The following is a 15,771-nucleotide window of genomic DNA, read 5'->3' as shown; positions in this document are numbered from 1 at the left end:
GACTCATGCGGAGGTAGTCATCATGCGACGTGCCACTCAGACCACTGATCAGGCACCCCCCGCGGGACGCGGGCACATCGGCGGGATCGTGACCGGCTCGATCGCCACCGGATTGATCGTTGCTCTCCTGCTGGTCGCCGCGCCGATCATCCCGGCGCAGGAGAGCCGGCTCCTCGGCGCGGTCCTGTGCGGGTTCGCGGCGGGCTGGTCGATGCTGGCCGTGCTGTCGGTGCGGTTCACCGACCGGCCCCAGCGGTGGGCGGCGGCGCCGGCGCTGCTCATGGGGCTGGGCGGCCTTCTCCTGGTGGCCTTCGGCCCCTCGGCGCAGGCGGTGCTCGACTGGGTGTGGCCGCCGGTGATGCTGGCGGCGGCCTTCTGGACGGCCGTACGGATCCATCGGCAGTTGCCCGCCCGCGGCGCACGATGGCTGCTCTACCCGGTGATCGCGGTGCTGGCGCTCGCGTCCCTCGGCGGCGGCTACGAGGCGGTGCGGGAGCCGGCCGACTCCCGGGCCCACCCGGCGCCCGGCCGGTTGATCGACGTCGGGGGACACGACCTGCATCTGAGCTGCACCGGCTCCGGCAGCCCCACGGTGGTGCTGGAACCGGGCGCCGGCGGGATGTCGTCGAATCTCGGCCTGATCACTCCGGCGGTCGCCCGAGAGACGCGGGTCTGCGTCTACGACCGGGCCGGGCGCGGCTGGAGCGAGCCGGCCGACGGAACTCAGGACGCTCTGCGGATCGCGACCGACCTGCACACGCTGCTGCGTCGGGGCGGGGTTCCCGGACCGTACGTGCTGGCCGGCCATTCCTTCGGCGGGCTGTACGTGCTCACGTTCGCGGCCCGCTATCCCGGCGAGGTCGCCGGCCTGGCGCTGATCGACTCCACCGCGCCGGCGACGGGAACGGCGTCGTCCGGGGACCGGGCGCCGGGTCGCTTCTCGGCGCTGGCGTCGAGCACGGCCCGGGTGGGCCTGGGCCGGGTGTTCGCCATGCTGGCAGCCGGCGGGCTGCCGCCGCGCTCGCACGACGAGGTGATCGCCAAGATGGCGACCGCGGACAGCATCAGGAGCACGATCGACGAGTACGCGGCGGGAGCGGCATCGGCGCGGGAGGCGGCCGCCCTGACCGACCTCGCCGGCAAGCCGCTGGTCGTGCTGACGGCCGGCCGCGGACATGACGATGCCTGGCGGGCCGCGCAGGACCGTCTGGCCACTTTGTCGGCCACCAGCGTGCACCGCGTCGTCGCCGGCGCCACCCACGCGGATCTGGTCGGCGAGCAACGAGGCGCGGCGGCCACCACCCGGGCGGTCCTGGACGTCGTCTCCTCGGTTCGCGGCGCTCGGCAGCACGGGCCGAACGGATGATGCCGGGCTCCTTCTCTATCTATATAGATTTACCGCGTGGTTCGAGCGAGGCGCCCGTCGGCGCAGACCCTCCTGGTTGTCAACGCGCTGGCCGATGAGCCGGGCGCCTGGCGGTACGGCTATGAGCTCGGGCGGCAGGTCGGCCTGAAAGCCGGCTCGCTGTATCCGATCCTGATTCGGCTGCGCGATCGCGGCCTGCTCGAGGCGAGCTGGGAGGACGACCCGTCGCCGGGGCGGCCGCCCCGGCACCTGTACCGGTTGACCGAGCCGGGCGTGCGGTGGGCCGCGGAGGTGGCGGCCGAGCCGTCGCCGGGCCGCGCGACCGTCCGCCCGCGGCTGCGGGAGGCGTGATGACCACCGTCGATCAGGATCGGCCCGCCCGGTTGCTGGGCGCCGTCGTGCGCGTCATGCCCGCGCGGCGCCGGGACTGGGGCCGGGCGATGCAGGCGGAGCTGGCGGCGATCGAGGACCGGGCCGACCGGCGCAGCTTCGCCTGGAGTTGCCTGCGTGCCGCCACCGCCCAGTTCCACCTGCTGCGGGGCGCGATTCATGTGTTCGCGGTGCTGGGCGTCGTGGGGACGTTGTTCGCGTGGGCCGCGACGGTCGGCGACCCGCCGCTGGCGTGGCTTCTCTACCTGGTCCTGTCGGTGCTCGCCGTGGTGTGCTGGGCGGCGCGGAAGGCCGGCATGCTCGGCCCCACCGACGACAGCGTCGCCGCCTGGCTGCTGCGGAGCTTCGGCTACCTGGTCGCGGTCGCGATCGCGGCGGTCGCGATGGCCCACACCCACCCGGCGACCCTGGAGGCGGCCGATGCGGGCTCCGCGATCCTGGGGCTGTCCACGATCGGCGCCGGCTTCCTCGTCGGGCTGGCCTCGGTGGCCGCGAGGCGGTCGGCGGCGACGGCCCGGGTGCTGATCACCGGCGTCGGCAGCGCGCTGGCCGCGACCGCGGGCTGGCTGGTCGTGGTGCTGGTGGCCCCGCCGATCCCGGCCACGGTCGGCTGGGCGCTGGCCGGGACCGCGGTGGCCACGGTGATCGCCGTGCTGGCCAACTCCGGCGAATCCAGCACCACGCAGCAGTGCCTGCTGGCCGGGCTCATCGCCCCGGCGGCCACGATGGCGTTGATCTTCGGCAGCGTCGTGCTGCTCGCGCACTGGGGTCCGGACAGCCTCATCCCGGACATCACGCCGGCCGCCCTGCCCGGCCAGCACATCAGCGAGAGCCGGACCGAGATCGTCGACCCGTACGTGCTGATTCTCTTCCTGGCCGGGGTGGCGGCGACCGTGCTGGGCCTGGCCGCCGTGGCCACCCGCCGGCCCGTCACCGGCAGCGCGCCCGCCGCCGAACGGTGGCAATGAGCCAAGCGCGGCGGGTGCGGGTCAGACCTCGGCGACGGCCGTCGCCGGGGCCGGAACCGGGGCGCGGCGCCAGCGGGTCGCGGGGGCGGGGGCCTTCTTGACCACGGGGACGCGCTCGGCGGCCGCGCCGCGGTTGGGCAGCGACAGGCGGAAGACCTTGAACCAGGCGGACGCCACCTGCTTGGGCAGCGGGCCACTGGTGTAGCTCAGGCCGTACCGCCGGAACAGGTCCTGGATCTTGGGGGCGATCTGCTTGTAGCGGTTGCTCGGCATGTCCGGGAACAGGTGGTGCTCGATCTGGTGGGACAGGTTGCCGGTCATCAGGTGCATGGCCTTGCTGCCGCTGATGTTGGCCGAGCCGAGCATCTGGCGCAGGTACCACTCGCCGCGGGTCTCGCCCTCGATGGACGTCTTCTCGAAGGTCTCGACGCCGTTCGGGAAGTGGCCGCACATGATGACCGAGTGGCTCCACAGGTTGCGGATCACGTTGGCGGTGGCGTTGGCCGCGACGGTGTGCAGGAACGACGGGCCGGACAGCGCCGGGTGCACGACGTAGTCCTTGAGCATCTGCTTGCCGATCTTGCGGCGGACCTGCTTGAGCGCGGCGCGGAACTTCGGGTCGCGGCGGCTCTCCTTGGTCGCGAGGTTCGCGCCCAGCTCCAGGTCGTACGCGGCGATCCCGTACTCGAAGAAGCAGGCGTTGATGAAGTTCCACAGCGGCTGGCCCAGGTGCATGGGATGCCAGCGCTGCTCCTCGTCGACGCGCATGATGCCGTAGCCGAGGTCGTTGTCGCGGCCGAGCACGTTCGTGTACGTGTGGTGCAGCTCGTTGTGCGAGTGCTTCCACTGCTCGGCCGGGGTCGCGTGGTCCCACTCCCACTTCGTCGAGTGGATCTTCGGGTCGCGCATCCAGTCCCATTGGCCGTGCAGGATGTTGTGGCCGATCTCCATGTTCTCGAGGATCTTGGCGATCGACAGGCCCGCGGTGCCGACCAGCCACGCCGGCGGGAACAGCGAGAACAGCAGCACCCCGCGGCTGCTCAGCTCGAGCCCGCGCTGCCAGGCGATCACCCGGCGGATGTAGGCGGCGTCCTTCTCGCCCCGGCTCGCCATCACCTCGTCGCGGATGGCGTCGAGCTCGATGCCGATCTGCTCGATGTCCTCGGGCGTGAGGTGGGCGATGGGGTTGGACTTCTTGCGCTGGATCGTCGTCACGGCGGGGTCCTTCTCAGATCTCGAGGGTGCACGGGCCGGCGGCGGCCGAGATGCAGGTCTGTACGGGGATGCTGTCGCCCGGCTCGGCGACGGTGAGCCGGCCGTCGCGCAGGTCGCGGACGGCGCCCTCGCGCAGCGGCAGGACGCAGCTGAAGCAGATGCCCATCCGGCAGCCGGACGGCATCAGCACGCCGGCCGCCTCGCCGGAGTCGAGCAGCGGCTCCGAGCCGTCGGTCTCGACCACGGTGCCGGAGCGGGCGAAGGTCACCGCGCCGCCCCCGTCCCCGCTGATCAGCGTCGGGCGGAAGCGCTCGGTGCGCAGCAGGTGGGCGGCCTCGGCGTCGGCCCAGTGCGTCTCCAGGTCGTCGAGCATCTCGTTCGGCCCGCACGCCCAGGTCCGGCGCTCGAACAAGTCGGGCACCAGGTCGGTCAGGTCGGCGGGCTTGAGCCGCCCGTCGGCCCGGGTGTGCCGCTCGATCAGGCGGATCCGGCCCTCGGCGGCCAGGGCGCGCAGCTCGGCGCCGAAGACCACGGCCTCGCGGGTGCCCGCCGAGTGCACGACGACGACGTCGGACAGCTCGTGCAGCGCGCTGCGCAGCATGCCCATGACCGGGGTGATGCCGCTGCCGGCGGTGACGAACAGCGCCTTCGCCGGCCGGGGCGCGTCGAGCAGGAACTCCCCGGTGGGCGGGTCGAGATGCACGATCATGCCGCGGCGGGCCTTTTCGACCAGGTGAGTGCTGACCACGCCGCCCGGGACGGCGTTGACCGTGACGGTGATCCGGCCGTCGCGCCGGGCGGGCGGGCTGGTGATCGAGTAGGAGCGCCACAGGCGCACGCCCTCGACGTCCACGCCCAAGCGCACGTACTGCCCGGGCTCGTGCCGCACCCAGCCGCGCCCCGGCCGCAGCACCAGGGTGACGCTGTTCGCCGTCTCCGGGCGTACCGCGTCAATCTTGGCGCGCAGCACCCGCGCGTTGCGCAGGGGCGCGATCACGTCGAGGTAGTCGGCGGGCACCACGGGCGTGGTAATCAGCTCGACCACCCGCCAGGCACCGGTCCGCACGGAGCGTATAACAGCCACAAGACAAGCTTGCTGCGTCTCCGGGATATAATCCTTGTCTACCGAAGTGAATCAAACCGCGTCCTTTGTTCGTAGGGAACAGGGCGCGCCGTCTAAACCGCGAGCGATCGTAATGACCGAGCCTCTTCATGACATCCGGAGCTTCCGGCTCCCGCCGCAGGTCGTCGCGCCGCTGCAGGAGCGGCTCCCGCACGTCGCGACGCAGACCATCAATGCGATCACGACCGAGGTGCCGGGGTACGCCGAGGCGTTCGCCGGCGACCTGGGTGCCAAGATCGAGCGGGCCGTACGGGCGGCGCTCGGCACGTTCCTCGGGCTGGTGTCCCGGGCCGAGGGGCCCGAGCTGCAGTCCCCGCTCGCGCCGGCGCTCGAGGCGGCGTACGCGCTGGGCCGCGGCGAGGCGCGCAGCGGCCGCACCCTCGACGCGCTGCTCGGGGCGTACCGGGTGGGCGCCCGCGTCTCCTGGCACGAGCTGGCCGCGACCAGCGTCGCCGCCGGGCAGCCGGCCGCGACCATCGCGCACTTCGCCGAGCTGGTCTTCGCCTACATCGACGAGCTGTCGGCGGCCAGCGTCACCGGGCACGCCGACGAGCTCGCCTCCACCGGCCGGGCCCGCCTGCGCCACCTGGAACAGCTCGCGCAGGCCCTGCTCGCGGGCGAGGCCGAGCACACGGTCGTCGCCGCCGCCGGCCGCGCCGACTGGTCGCCGCCGCGGACGCTGACCGCCGTCCTGCTGCCCGAGCACGCCGCTCGCACGGTGATCGACCTGCTCGACCCCCGCACGCTGCGGCTGAGCGAGGCCGGCCCGGCGCTGCCCGACCTCGCCGTGCTGCTGATCCCGGACGCCGACGGCGGCTCGCGGGCCGCCCTGCTCGGCCTGCTGCGCGGCCAGCGCGCGGTGGTCGGCCCGGCGCGGCCGTGGTTGCGGGTCGAGGCGTCCTTCGACCGGGCCGTGCGCACCGTGCAGATGCCGGGGACGGCGTCGGCCCGCGACGTCGTCGACACCGAGGACCACCTGGCCGCGCTGGTGCTGACCGCCGACCCGCAGGCGCTCGCCGACCTGCGGGCCAAGGTGCTGGAGCCGTTGTCGGCGGCGCGCGACCTGGCGGCGGCCAAGCTGGTCGAGACGCTGCGCAGCTGGCTGCGGCACCAGGGCCGGCGCGAGGAGGTGGCGGCGGAGCTGTTCATCCATCCGCAGACCGTGCGCTACCGGATGACCCGGCTGCGGGAGCTGTACGGCGACCGGCTGCGCGACCCGGAGTGGATCTCGTCGCTGGTCATCGCGCTGGCGGTGCCCGAGTTGCCTACGGATGATTAGATCGGTCGATGGATTCGTGGGAAGCCGTTCTTCTCGTCATCGCCACGATCGGGTCGGTCGCGGCCGCGGCCGGCGCCTGGTTCCAGGAGCGGCGTAACTCGGCGGTCCAGCTGGCGGCCGTGCAGCGCAAGCTCGACCTGGTGATGGACCACCTCGGCATCGCCGCGCCGGAAGAGGCGGAGGTGCGCCGGCACGTGGCTAACGGGCGGACGGTCGAGGCCGTCCGCGCCTACCGCAAGCAGACCGGGGCGACGCTGCTCGAGGCCAAGCAGGCGGTCGACCGGATCGCCGCCGAGGGCGGCCTCACCGAGCGGTGAGGCCGCCGGGCGACGACCCGGTCGTGGCTCGCAGGATCGCGGCCACCGTCCGGTCGACATCGTCGGCGTCGGTCGACCAGTTCGACACCGAGATGCGTACGGCGGCCCTCCCGTTCCAGGTGGTGCCGCTCATCCAGGACGTGCCGTCGCTCTGCAGCCGGTGCAGCACCCGCTGCGTGTGCGCGTCGTGGTCCGCGCCGCCGCCGGGCTCGCGGAAGCGCACGAGCACCTGGTTGAGCACGACCTCGTTGAGAACCTCGGCCCCGGGCACCGCGGACAGCCGGTCGGCGAAGCGGCGCGCCAGCGCGCACGAGCCCTCCACCAGCTCGGCGATGCCGGTGCGGCCCAGGGCCCGGATCGCCGCGTACACGGCGAAGCCGCGCGCCCGGCGGGAGTGTTCCGGGTTGTAGTCCAGGGCGTCGCGCTCGTCGCCGGTGGCGTGGACGAGGTAGCTGGCCCGCGCGCCCATCGCGGCCCGGTGCGCCGCCGGATGCGCGCAGAACACGAGCCCGGAGTCGTACGGCACGTTGAGCCACTTGTGCGCGTCCATCGCCCACGAGTCGGCCCGCTCGACCCCGGCCAGCAACGGCCGCAGGCGCGGGGCGGCCGCCGCCCACAGCCCGAACGCGCCGTCGACGTGAACCCAGGCGCCGGCTCGATGCGCGACGTCGCAGATCTCCCCGATCGGGTCGATGGCGCCGCTGTTGACGTTTCCGGCCTGGACGCAGACGATCGTCGGCCCGTCTCCCTCGGCCAGCGCCGGCACGGTCATCCGGCCCTGGTCGTCGGCCGGGACGGTGACGATCGACCCGGTGCCCATGCCGAGGAAGCGCAGGGCCCGGTCGATGGTGCCGTGCCGTCCTTCGCCGGCGATCACCCGTACGCGTGGCGCGCCCCAGAGCCCCGCGGCGTCGACATCCCATCCCGTACGGCGCAGCACCTCCCGGACCCCGATGGCGAGCCCGGTGAAGTTCGCCATCTGGCCGCCCGTCACGAACCCGGCGGAGGTGCCCGCCGGCAGGCCGAGCAGCTCCACCAGCCAGGCCGCGGCGGTCTCCTCGACCACGGCGGCGGCCGGGCCGAGAACGTACAGGCCGGCGTTCTGGTCCCAGACCGAGGTGAGCCAGTCCGCGGCGAGCGCGGCCGGCGTGCCGCCGCCGACGACGAAGCCGAAGTAGCGCCCGCCGGACGAGGCGATCACCCCGGGCTCGGCCGCCGCGGCGAGCTCGGCCACCACCCGGTCCGCGGCCAGCGGGCCGGCCGGCACCGGCCCACCCAGCGTGGCCCGCAGCTCCGCCAGCGAGGCGCGGGGCGGCACCGGCCGCTCGGGCAGGCCCTGCAGGTAGGCCAGGGCGTGCTCGAAGGCGGCGCCGAGCGGCCCCTTCCAGTCCGGCTGTTCCATCACGTGCCCCCTTTCCGTCAGCGTAGGTCCGCGCCCGGCCCGGTCGGGCCGTCCAGTCCGGTGTGCGACCGCCGCGACGAAAGTGCTCAGGCGGCCGCGCCCGCTGCCGATGGCTACCGGTATGCGCCGCGCCATGCCCGACCCCGTCCTGGCGTGCCTGCTGGCGGCCACCGTGGTGGTGCTGGGCTGGCTCGCGCTCGGCGCCGGAACGCCGCGGATCGCCGTGGTGGTCTGCTGGGCCGTCCTGCCGATGGCCGACGTGGCGCTGGTCGTGCTGGCGCGCCGGGTCGTCCGGATGCCGGTCACGCCGCCCGCGCCGCGACGATTCTGGCGGGCCGCCGCGCTCGCCGGCCTGATCTTCGCGGCCGGCGACGGATACCAGCTGCTGCTGACGCTGCGAGATCCCGGCGTCGAGGCCGTGACCCCCGGGACCGTGCAGACCGTCTCCGCCATCGGCGGCGCGGCGATCGTGGTCTGCGTGACGCTGGCCTATCCCAGCGGCATCGGCACCGGGCGGGCCCGGGTGCGCTTCCTCCTCGACGCCGCGACCATCATGACCGCCGCCGGGGTGGTCGCGTGGTGCCTGGTCACCCGCCCCTCGATGGCCGGCGCCGGGCCGGACGCCTTCTTCACCGCGGTCGTCGGTTCCGGCGTGCTGCTGGTCGGCGTGTTCACCGCGGTCAAGCTGGGACTGGGCGGCAGCAGCCCGATGGTCGCCCGGGCCGCGCTGCCGATGACCGTCGCCGCGGGCGTCCAGGGCGTCGCCAACATCGTCATTCCCACCGACGGCGCGACCGCCCGGCTGCCGCTGCACCTGGTGCTGTCGCTGGCGCCGGCCCTGCTGTTCACCCTCGGGCCGCGCCTGCAGGAACTGCACTATCGCCGCCACGTCACCGGCCGGCCGCGGGCCGGCCGCCGCCGCTTCAGCACCCTGCCGTACGCGGCGACCGTGGTCACCTTCGGCGTCTTCATCGGCGTCCTGCACGGCGGCCTCAACACGACCTCGTGGGGGGCGCTGGCCGGCCTGCTGGTCAGCGTGGGGCTCGTCATCGTGCGCCAGGTGCTCGCCCTGCGCGAGAACGGGGACCTGCTCGATCGGCTGGACGACAGCCTGTCGGAGATCACCCGGCGGGAGCGGCGGCTCGAGTCGCTGCTGCGCCACTCCTCCGACGTGACCTCGGTCATCGGCCGGGACGGCTGTTTCACGTACGTCAGCCCCGCCCTTCATCCGATCCTCGGCCTCGAGCCGGCCGCCGTGCTCGCCCGCCCGGCGGCCGGTTTCCTGCATCTCGACGATCGGGACGCGGTGCGCCCGCACCTGCGGCGGCTGCTGGCCGAGCCGGGCACGGTGGTCACCTACGAGGCCCGGTACCGCCACGCCGACGGCGCGTGGCGCTGGCTCGAGGTCACCGCCACCAACCTCATCGACGACAGCGACTTCAACGGCATCGTCGCCAACGCCCGGGACATCACCGAGGCCCGCGAACTGCACCACCGGCTGCGTCACCAGGCGACCCACGACGCGCTCACCGGTCTGGCCAACCGCCGGCTCTTCGGCGAGCGCCTGCGCCGGGTGGGTACGGACTTCGCCGCGGTTCTGCTGGTCGATCTGGACGGTTTCAAGGGCATCAATGACACGTACGGCCACAGCGCCGGCGACCAGGTCCTGGTTCACGTGGCCGCGTGCCTGCGGGCGGCGGCCGGGCCGGAGGACCTGGTGGCCCGGTTCGGCGGCGACGAGTTCGCCGTCCTCGTGGCGGACGGCAGCGAGCCGGCGGCGCAGACGGTGGCGGACCGCTTCCTGGCCCGGCTGGAGGCGCCGGCCGACATCGCCGGCCGGACGCTGCGGATCCGGGGGAGCGTCGGCGTGGTCGCCGGTGATCCCGCCGACCCCGAGGCGCTGATGCACGCCGCCGACATGCGGATGTACGAGCAGAAGCGGGACGCGCCGCTGCGCGCAACCGCCTGATCGCCGTTCAACGTTTCCTCAACGGGCGTGCAACGCCGCCCGCGGAGTCTGAGGGTCATCGATTCCGATCAGGAGGAAACCGAAGTGTCGACCATCAAGCTCAACTCCATGCACTGCGAGAAACTGCAGGACTCCATCTCCGAGGACGAGATCGAGGTACGCATCAACGGCCTCAAGGTCGCCGGCCCGTTCGGCGTGCACAAGGACGAGACCGTGAACCTCGGCGGGATCACCCGCACCTTCACCGGCACCGTCAACGTCCAGCTCGTCGAGAAGGACGCGAACAGCGCCGACGACAACCTCGGCACCCGGGTCGTCAACTCCCATCCGGTCACCGGCAACACGCTGGTGTTCGACGCCCTCAAGCACGCCTACTACACGGTGAACTACACCGTCAGCTGACCGCACCCCGGCGTCAGGCCGCTATCGGGCGAGGCTGCCCTTCCCCGCGCAGCCTCGCCCGGACCTGGCCGGCGCGGGGATGCTCCAGCTCCTGGAAGATCGTCAGCGCGGCCTGCCAGGCCCGGCGGGCGGCGCCGCTGTCGCCGGCCGCGTGGCAGGTGTCGCCGAGCCCGGCGTACGCGGCGCCCTGGCGGTATCGGTCACCGAGATCGGCGAACATCTCGGCCGCCCGCCGGTAGAAACCGCGCGCCTCGGCGTGCCGACCGATCCGGTGATGGGCGTACCCGAGGCTGTCCCAGGCGTTCGCCATGCCGTGCCGGTTTCCGAGCTCCTGGTGCAGCGCGAGCGACCGGCCGCAGTACCCCACGGCCTGGTGCGGGTCGCCGAGATGGGCGTGGTGCCAGCCGATCGCGTTGAGGGCGATGGCCTGGCCCGGCCGATGCCCGGCGGCCTCGTACAGGGCGAGGGCGTCGCGGTCGTGGGGGAGCGCCTCGCGGTACCGGCCCTGCTGGGCGTGGACCCGCGCGAGGCCTCGCTGCGTGTCCGCCTGCCCGCGCACGCATCCGAGCGCGTTGAACAATTCCAGCGCGCGCTGGAGATGGGTGCGGGCCTCGTCGGACCGGCCCAGCCAGACATGACAAAGGGCCATCTCGCGGTGGGCGTGTCCCTGGGCCCACGTGTCGGCCAGCCGCCGAGCCGCATCGAGGGCGATGGCGTGTACGGCCAGCCGGTCCTGCCAGTGCCCCGACCGGTCGAGGAAGGTGGTCAGTCCCCACGCCAGGTGGCCGGCCCGGGCGTCGAGACCGGCGTCGGCGGCGCAGCGCAGCGCGGCCCCCAGCCCGGCATGCTCGGCGGCGAACCACGACAGCGCCGCGCCGTGATCGGAGAACTGTTCCGGGACGACGCCCGGGCCCGGTGCGCCGAGCGCGATCTGGTCACGGTCGGGGGCGAGCAGCCGGTCGGCGCCCACGGCGGTGTGCACGTAGTGGTCGATGATCCGGCCGATCGCCGCCACCCGCTCGCCGCCGACCTGCTCGGCGGCGAACAGCCGGACCAGGTCGTGCATCCGGTGGCGGCCCGGGGCCGGCGTCTGCACCAGGTGGCCGGTGACCAGCTCCCGCAGGAGGGCGCCGGCCCGGCTCGCGGGCAGGGCGGCCAGGCTCGCCGCCGCGGGCAGGGTGAGATCGGGCCCCGGGCACAGGCCCATCAGGCCGAAGAGCCGGGCGGCGTCCGGAGTCAAGGCCCGGCAGGACGCCGAGAGGACGGCCCGGACGTTGACTGCCAGCTCGCCACCGTCCAGCGCGTCCAGCCGGGTGGCCGCCTCGTCCAGCTCGCCGGCCAGGACGGCCAGCGGCAGCTCGTGATGCGAAGCGGCCCGCGCGGCCACGATGCTCAACGCCAGGGGCAGGCCGCCGCACCAGCGCAGGAGGGCGGCAGCCGCGGCCGGCTCGGCGGCCACCCGCTCGGCGCCGACCCGGTCGGCCAGCAGCCGCCGGGCTTCCCGCCCGGTCAGGACGTCCACCGTCAACGGCCGGGCGCCGTACGCGCTGACCAGGCTGAGCAGGCGGCACCGGCTGGTGACCAGGACGGCGCAGGGCGCGGCGCCGGGCAGCAGCGGAACGACCTGGCCGGCCTCCCGGGCGTTGTCGATGACGATCAGCATGCGCTTGTCCGCGATCAGGCTCCGATACAGCCCGACCCGGCCGTCGAGATCGGCCGGCATGGCCGCCGCCTCCACGCCGAGGGCTTCCAGGAACCGGCCCACCGCGGCGGCGGGGGACACCGGCTCGTCCGCGGGATCGAAACCGCGGAGGTTGACGTACAGCTGCCCGTCGGGGAACCGGGAAGCGTTGTCGTGCGCCCAGCGCAGCGCCAGCCAGGTCTTGCCGACACCGCCGGCGCCACCGATCACCGCCGTGGCGGGCGGGGCGTCCAGGGCCGAGCCGAGCTCGGTCAGGTCGGCGCGCCGGCCGGTGAACCGCGCGGGCGCCGCCGGCAGCTGGCGTGGCCGGGGCCGGCCCGCGGAGCCCCGGGTCGTGACCTCCAGGCCGGGGTCGGCGGTCAGCACCCGCCGGTGGACGCGTTGCAGCGCCGGGCCCGGGTCGGCGCCGAGGGTGTCGGTCAGCGTCCGGCGCATGCCTTGATAGGTGGCGAGCGCGTCGGCCTGGCGGCCGCACCGGTACTGAGCGAGCATCAGCTGGGCGGCGATCCGCTCGTCGAGCGGGTGGGCGCCGGCCAGGGCCAGCAGATCCGGCAGCAGCCGGCCGTGCTGCCCGGCCCGCAGCGCCGCGTCGTGCCGGTCGAGGATCGCGGCCTGCCGCTGGGCCGCCATCCCGCCGCGGACGCCGTTCAGCCAGGGCGTGTCCACCACGCCGAAGGGCTCGCCGCGCCACAGGGCGAGCGCCTGGTCGAACAGCTCCACCGCCCGGTTGTCGTCCTCGGTGGCGCGTGCCCGATCGAGCAGCGAGCCGAAGCGGTGCACGTCGACGGCGTCCGGGTCGACGGTCAGGACGTAGCCGTCCGGCCGGCGCGCGATCGCGACCTCGGGCGCCGCGGCCCGCAGAACCCGACGCAACCGCGACACGTACGTACGCACCACGCCGCGGGCGCACTCCGGCGGGTCCTCGCCCCACACCCGGTCGAGGATCCGGTCGGCCGGCACCGGGCGATTGGCGTCGACCAGCAGCACCGCCAGCACACATCGCTGCCGGATGTGGCCCAGGTCGACCCGGCCGCCGTCGGCGACCGCCTCCACCTCGCCCAGCAAGCGGAACTCCACCGCCATCCGGCCTCCACTCGGCACCGCCGGCGATCGGCCGGCTGGTAACGAGTGTGGGCGGCGCGGTCGCCGGGCCGGGTCGCCGGCCGGTCATCGGCGTAGTCGGTTCACGGACACCGAGGACTCTCAGGCAATAGACGTCGGTTCATATGCCCCTTCGCACCTTCTTCATTGACAGTTAACAAAGCCGTCATAAGAATCCGCCTGAGAGCGCTCTCTCCGTTTGGCCGTGCAGGTACAAGAAAGTAGGGAAGCGCGTGAATGCTGTCCCCCCAAGGCGCCGCGGGTTGATCGCGGCGCTGGTGCTCGCCGTGGTCGCCGCCCTCGGCGTCTTCGGCACCACTCAGCTCGCCTCGGCCGCCATCGTCGGTAACACCATCGCCGGTCCGGCCGGCAAATGCGTCGACGTCAGCGGCGACGACACCGGCGTCAACGGCACCCCCATCCTGCTCTGGGACTGCCAGACGAACAGCGCGGACCAGCACTGGAGCTGGAGCGGCACCGCCCTGACCACCATCGGCCGCTGCCTGGACGTGACGAGCGGGGGCACCGCCAACGGCAGCCCGCTGCAGCTCTGGGAGTGCAACGGCACCGGCGCGCAGGCGTGGGTTCAGCAGACCAACGGCACCCTCAAGAACCCGCAGTCCGGTCGCTGCATGGACGCGCCGGGCGGCGCCACCGCCAACGGCACGCGCCTGCAGATCTGGGACTGCAACGGCACCGGCGCCCAGACCTTCACGGTCACGACGGGGACGACGAACCCGGGAACCTGCCCGACGTACTCCGACACCCCGGACTTCGGCCCGAACGTGCACATCTACGACCACTCGATGTCGGACGCCGCCATCCAGTCCTCGCTGGACAGCGTCTTCAACGCGCAGAAGGACACGAACTCGGCGCAGTTCGGCACCCGCCGCGACGCGCTGGTGTTCAAGCCGAGCACCACCCCCTACGCCGTCGGCGCGAACATCGGCTTCAACACCTCGATCCTCGGCGTCGGCCAGAATCCCGATGACGTGCGCATCAACGGCGCGGTCACCGTCGACGCGTTCAACGCCAGCGACGCCGGCAACGCGACGCAGAACTTCTGGCGCTCGGCCGAGAACATGTCGGTCAACACGCTCGGCGGGAGCAATCGCTGGGCCGTCGCGCAGGCCGCGCCGTACCGTCGCATGCATGTGATCGGTGGTTTGAACCTCTTCCCGGCCAGCTACGGCTGGGCCAGTGGCGGTTACATCGCCGACTCGAAGGTGGACGGGAACGTCGAGTCCGCCTCGCAGCAGCAGTGGTACACCCGGGACAGCACGCTCGGCAGCTGGAGCGGCTCGAACTGGAACATGGTGTTCTCCGGCACCAACGGGGCGCCCGCGACCAACTTCAACACCAACCCGGCGGCCGGCCCGCGCTACACGACCCTGGCGACCACGCCGGTGTCGCGGGACGTGCCCTACCTCTACCTCGACTCGGCCGGCAAGTACCGGGTGTTCCTGCCCTCGCTGCGCACCAACGCCTCCGGGCCGAGCTGGGCCGGCGGCAGCACCCCCGGATCGTCGCTGCCGATGATCAACTTCTACGTCGTGAAGCAGGGTGACTCGGCGGCGAACATCAACACGGCGCTGGCCAACGGGTGCAACCTGTTCTTCACGCCCGGCATCTACCACGTCAACCAGACCCTGCACGTCACCAAGGCCAACACGGTCGTGCTCGGCATCGGCTACCCGACCATCATCCCGGACAACGGCATCAACGCGATGGACGTGGCGGACGTCGACGGCGTACGGCTGAAGGGTCTGCTCTTCGACGCCGGCACCACCAACAGCGACACACTGCTGAAGGTGGGCCTGGCCAAGTCCGGCGTGGCGCACGCGGCCAACCCGACCACGGTGCAGGACGTGTTCTTCCGGATCGGCGGCATGGTGGCGGGCAAGGCCACCAACAGCCTGGTCGTCAACGCCAACAACACGATCATCGACCACACCTGGGCCTGGCGCGCCGACCACGGCGCCGGGATCGGCTGGACGGTGAACACCGCGGACAACGGCCTCACCGTCAACGGCGACAACGTGCTCGCGACGGGCCTGTTCGTCGAGCACTACCAGAAGAACGAGGTCGTCTGGAACGGCGCCAACGGCAAGATCGTGTTCTTCCAGAACGAGATGCCGTACGACCCGCCGAACCAGGCCGCCTGGATGAACGGCTCGCAGAACGGCTACCCGGCGATCAAGGTGGCGTCCGGGGTCACCACGTTCGAGGCCTGGGGTCTCGGCAGCTACTGCTTCTTCAACGTCAACCCGGCGGTCAGCTCGCTCCGCGCGTTCGAGGTGCCCGCCGTCTCCGGAGTGAAGTTCCACGACATGGCGGTCGTCTCCCTGGGCGGGGTCGGCACCATCTCGCACATCATCAACAACACCGGCGGCCCGGCGAACTCGACCACCAACAACGTCTACCTGGTCGCGTTCCCGTAAGCCGGCCGGCGCGGGGGGGGGGGGGGGGGGGGGGGGGGGGGGGAAGCGAAGCGGGTGGTGGTTTTGTTCTGCCCTTGTTCCTGTGGGGTTGGGGTG

12 protein-coding genes are annotated in these 15,771 nt (G+C 73.0%); 8 read left to right on the top strand and 4 right to left on the bottom strand.

Annotation, left to right across the window (positions count from 1 at the left end; all coding sequences use genetic code 11):
* Nucleotides 1-22: 22 nt before the first annotated feature.
* From ACZ6TB_RS00190 to ACZ6TB_RS00180, 3 genes are read left to right on the top strand one after another with little or no spacing between them, the layout of a single operon-like run.
* The gene (locus tag ACZ6TB_RS00190; protein WP_465548880.1) at nucleotides 23-1,366 is read left to right on the top strand and encodes an alpha/beta hydrolase; all 1,344 of its coding nucleotides are present in this window, start codon (nucleotides 23-25) and stop codon (nucleotides 1,364-1,366) included.
* 36 nt (nucleotides 1,367-1,402) lie between these two features.
* A complete protein-coding gene (locus tag ACZ6TB_RS00185) occupies nucleotides 1,403-1,717 on the top strand; it encodes a PadR family transcriptional regulator (RefSeq protein WP_465548878.1) in 315 nt (104 codons plus the stop codon).
* Nucleotides 1,717-2,724: a hypothetical protein gene (locus ACZ6TB_RS00180; protein WP_465548877.1), complete on the top strand. Its 1,008-nt coding sequence runs from the start codon at nucleotides 1,717-1,719 to the stop codon at nucleotides 2,722-2,724. Before ACZ6TB_RS00185 ends, ACZ6TB_RS00180 begins: the two co-directional genes overlap by 1 nt.
* A 21-nt stretch (nucleotides 2,725-2,745) precedes the next feature.
* On the opposite strand, the gene ACZ6TB_RS00175 is transcribed toward ACZ6TB_RS00180, so the two are convergent.
* Both ACZ6TB_RS00175 and ACZ6TB_RS00170 read right to left on the bottom strand, forming a co-directional pair.
* On the bottom strand, nucleotides 2,746-3,939 hold the full coding sequence (locus ACZ6TB_RS00175) for a fatty acid desaturase family protein (RefSeq protein ID WP_465548876.1): 1,194 nt from the start codon (nucleotides 3,937-3,939) through the stop codon (nucleotides 2,746-2,748).
* 13 nt (nucleotides 3,940-3,952) lie between these two features.
* On the bottom strand, nucleotides 3,953-5,014 hold the full coding sequence (locus ACZ6TB_RS00170) for a ferredoxin reductase (RefSeq protein WP_465550259.1): 1,062 nt from the start codon (nucleotides 5,012-5,014) through the stop codon (nucleotides 3,953-3,955).
* A gap of 121 nt (nucleotides 5,015-5,135) precedes the next feature.
* Between ACZ6TB_RS00170 and ACZ6TB_RS00165 the strand changes: the two genes are divergently transcribed.
* Both ACZ6TB_RS00165 and ACZ6TB_RS00160 read left to right on the top strand, forming a co-directional pair.
* Entirely contained in the window at nucleotides 5,136-6,341 is a 1,206-nt protein-coding gene (locus ACZ6TB_RS00165) for a PucR family transcriptional regulator (RefSeq protein WP_465548874.1), read from the top strand.
* An 8-nt stretch (nucleotides 6,342-6,349) separates the two neighbouring features.
* A complete protein-coding gene (locus ACZ6TB_RS00160) occupies nucleotides 6,350-6,658 on the top strand; it encodes a hypothetical protein (protein ID WP_465548873.1) in 309 nt (102 codons plus the stop codon).
* Here ACZ6TB_RS00160 and ACZ6TB_RS00155 read toward each other — a convergent pair.
* Nucleotides 6,645-8,060, bottom strand: a complete 1,416-nt coding sequence (locus ACZ6TB_RS00155) for a pyridoxal phosphate-dependent decarboxylase family protein (RefSeq protein ID WP_465548871.1) — start codon at nucleotides 8,058-8,060, stop codon at nucleotides 6,645-6,647. The genes ACZ6TB_RS00160 and ACZ6TB_RS00155 overlap by 14 nt on opposite strands.
* Nucleotides 8,061-8,193: 133 nt before the next feature.
* On the opposite strand from ACZ6TB_RS00155, the gene ACZ6TB_RS00150 reads away from it, so the two are divergent.
* Together ACZ6TB_RS00150 and ACZ6TB_RS00145 are read left to right on the top strand one after the other, a co-directional pair.
* Nucleotides 8,194-10,029, top strand: a complete 1,836-nt coding sequence (locus tag ACZ6TB_RS00150) for a diguanylate cyclase domain-containing protein (RefSeq protein ID WP_465548869.1) — start codon at nucleotides 8,194-8,196, stop codon at nucleotides 10,027-10,029.
* 84 nt (nucleotides 10,030-10,113) lie between these two features.
* Nucleotides 10,114-10,431 carry a hypothetical protein gene (locus ACZ6TB_RS00145; protein WP_465548868.1) on the top strand — a complete coding sequence of 106 codons (318 nt, stop codon included), beginning with the start codon at nucleotides 10,114-10,116 and terminating at the stop codon, nucleotides 10,429-10,431.
* A 13-nt stretch (nucleotides 10,432-10,444) separates the two neighbouring features.
* Here ACZ6TB_RS00145 and ACZ6TB_RS00140 read toward each other — a convergent pair whose 3' ends face one another.
* Nucleotides 10,445-13,216, bottom strand: a complete 2,772-nt coding sequence (locus ACZ6TB_RS00140; protein ID WP_465548866.1) for an AfsR/SARP family transcriptional regulator — start codon at nucleotides 13,214-13,216, stop codon at nucleotides 10,445-10,447.
* A 281-nt stretch (nucleotides 13,217-13,497) separates the two neighbouring features.
* Between ACZ6TB_RS00140 and ACZ6TB_RS00135 the strand changes: the two genes are divergently transcribed.
* A complete protein-coding gene (locus tag ACZ6TB_RS00135) occupies nucleotides 13,498-15,675 on the top strand; it encodes a ricin-type beta-trefoil lectin domain protein (protein ID WP_465548864.1) in 2,178 nt (725 codons plus the stop codon).
* Nucleotides 15,676-15,771 lie beyond the last annotated feature (96 nt).

Source organism: Actinoplanes sp. NPDC051537, from assembly GCF_055586105.1.
This window is presented reverse-complemented; position numbering and strand designations above follow the sequence as displayed.

What these genes read in the sequence shown, in the direction of transcription:
- ACZ6TB_RS00190 (WP_465548880.1), top strand. Translation starts at nt 23, where the DNA reads ATGCGACGTGCCACTCAGACCACTGATCAGGCACCCCCCGCGGGACGC.
- ACZ6TB_RS00180 (WP_465548877.1), top strand. Translation starts at nt 1,717, where the DNA reads ATGACCACCGTCGATCAGGATCGGCCCGCCCGGTTGCTGGGCGCCGTC.
- ACZ6TB_RS00165 (WP_465548874.1), top strand. Translation starts at nt 5,136, where the DNA reads ATGACCGAGCCTCTTCATGACATCCGGAGCTTCCGGCTCCCGCCGCAG.
- ACZ6TB_RS00160 (WP_465548873.1), top strand. Translation starts at nt 6,350, where the DNA reads ATGGATTCGTGGGAAGCCGTTCTTCTCGTCATCGCCACGATCGGGTCG.
- ACZ6TB_RS00155 (WP_465548871.1), bottom strand. Translation starts at nt 8,060, where the DNA reads ATGGAACAGCCGGACTGGAAGGGGCCGCTCGGCGCCGCCTTCGAGCAC.
- ACZ6TB_RS00150 (WP_465548869.1), top strand. Translation starts at nt 8,194, where the DNA reads ATGCCCGACCCCGTCCTGGCGTGCCTGCTGGCGGCCACCGTGGTGGTG.
- ACZ6TB_RS00140 (WP_465548866.1), bottom strand. Translation starts at nt 13,216, where the DNA reads ATGGCGGTGGAGTTCCGCTTGCTGGGCGAGGTGGAGGCGGTCGCCGAC.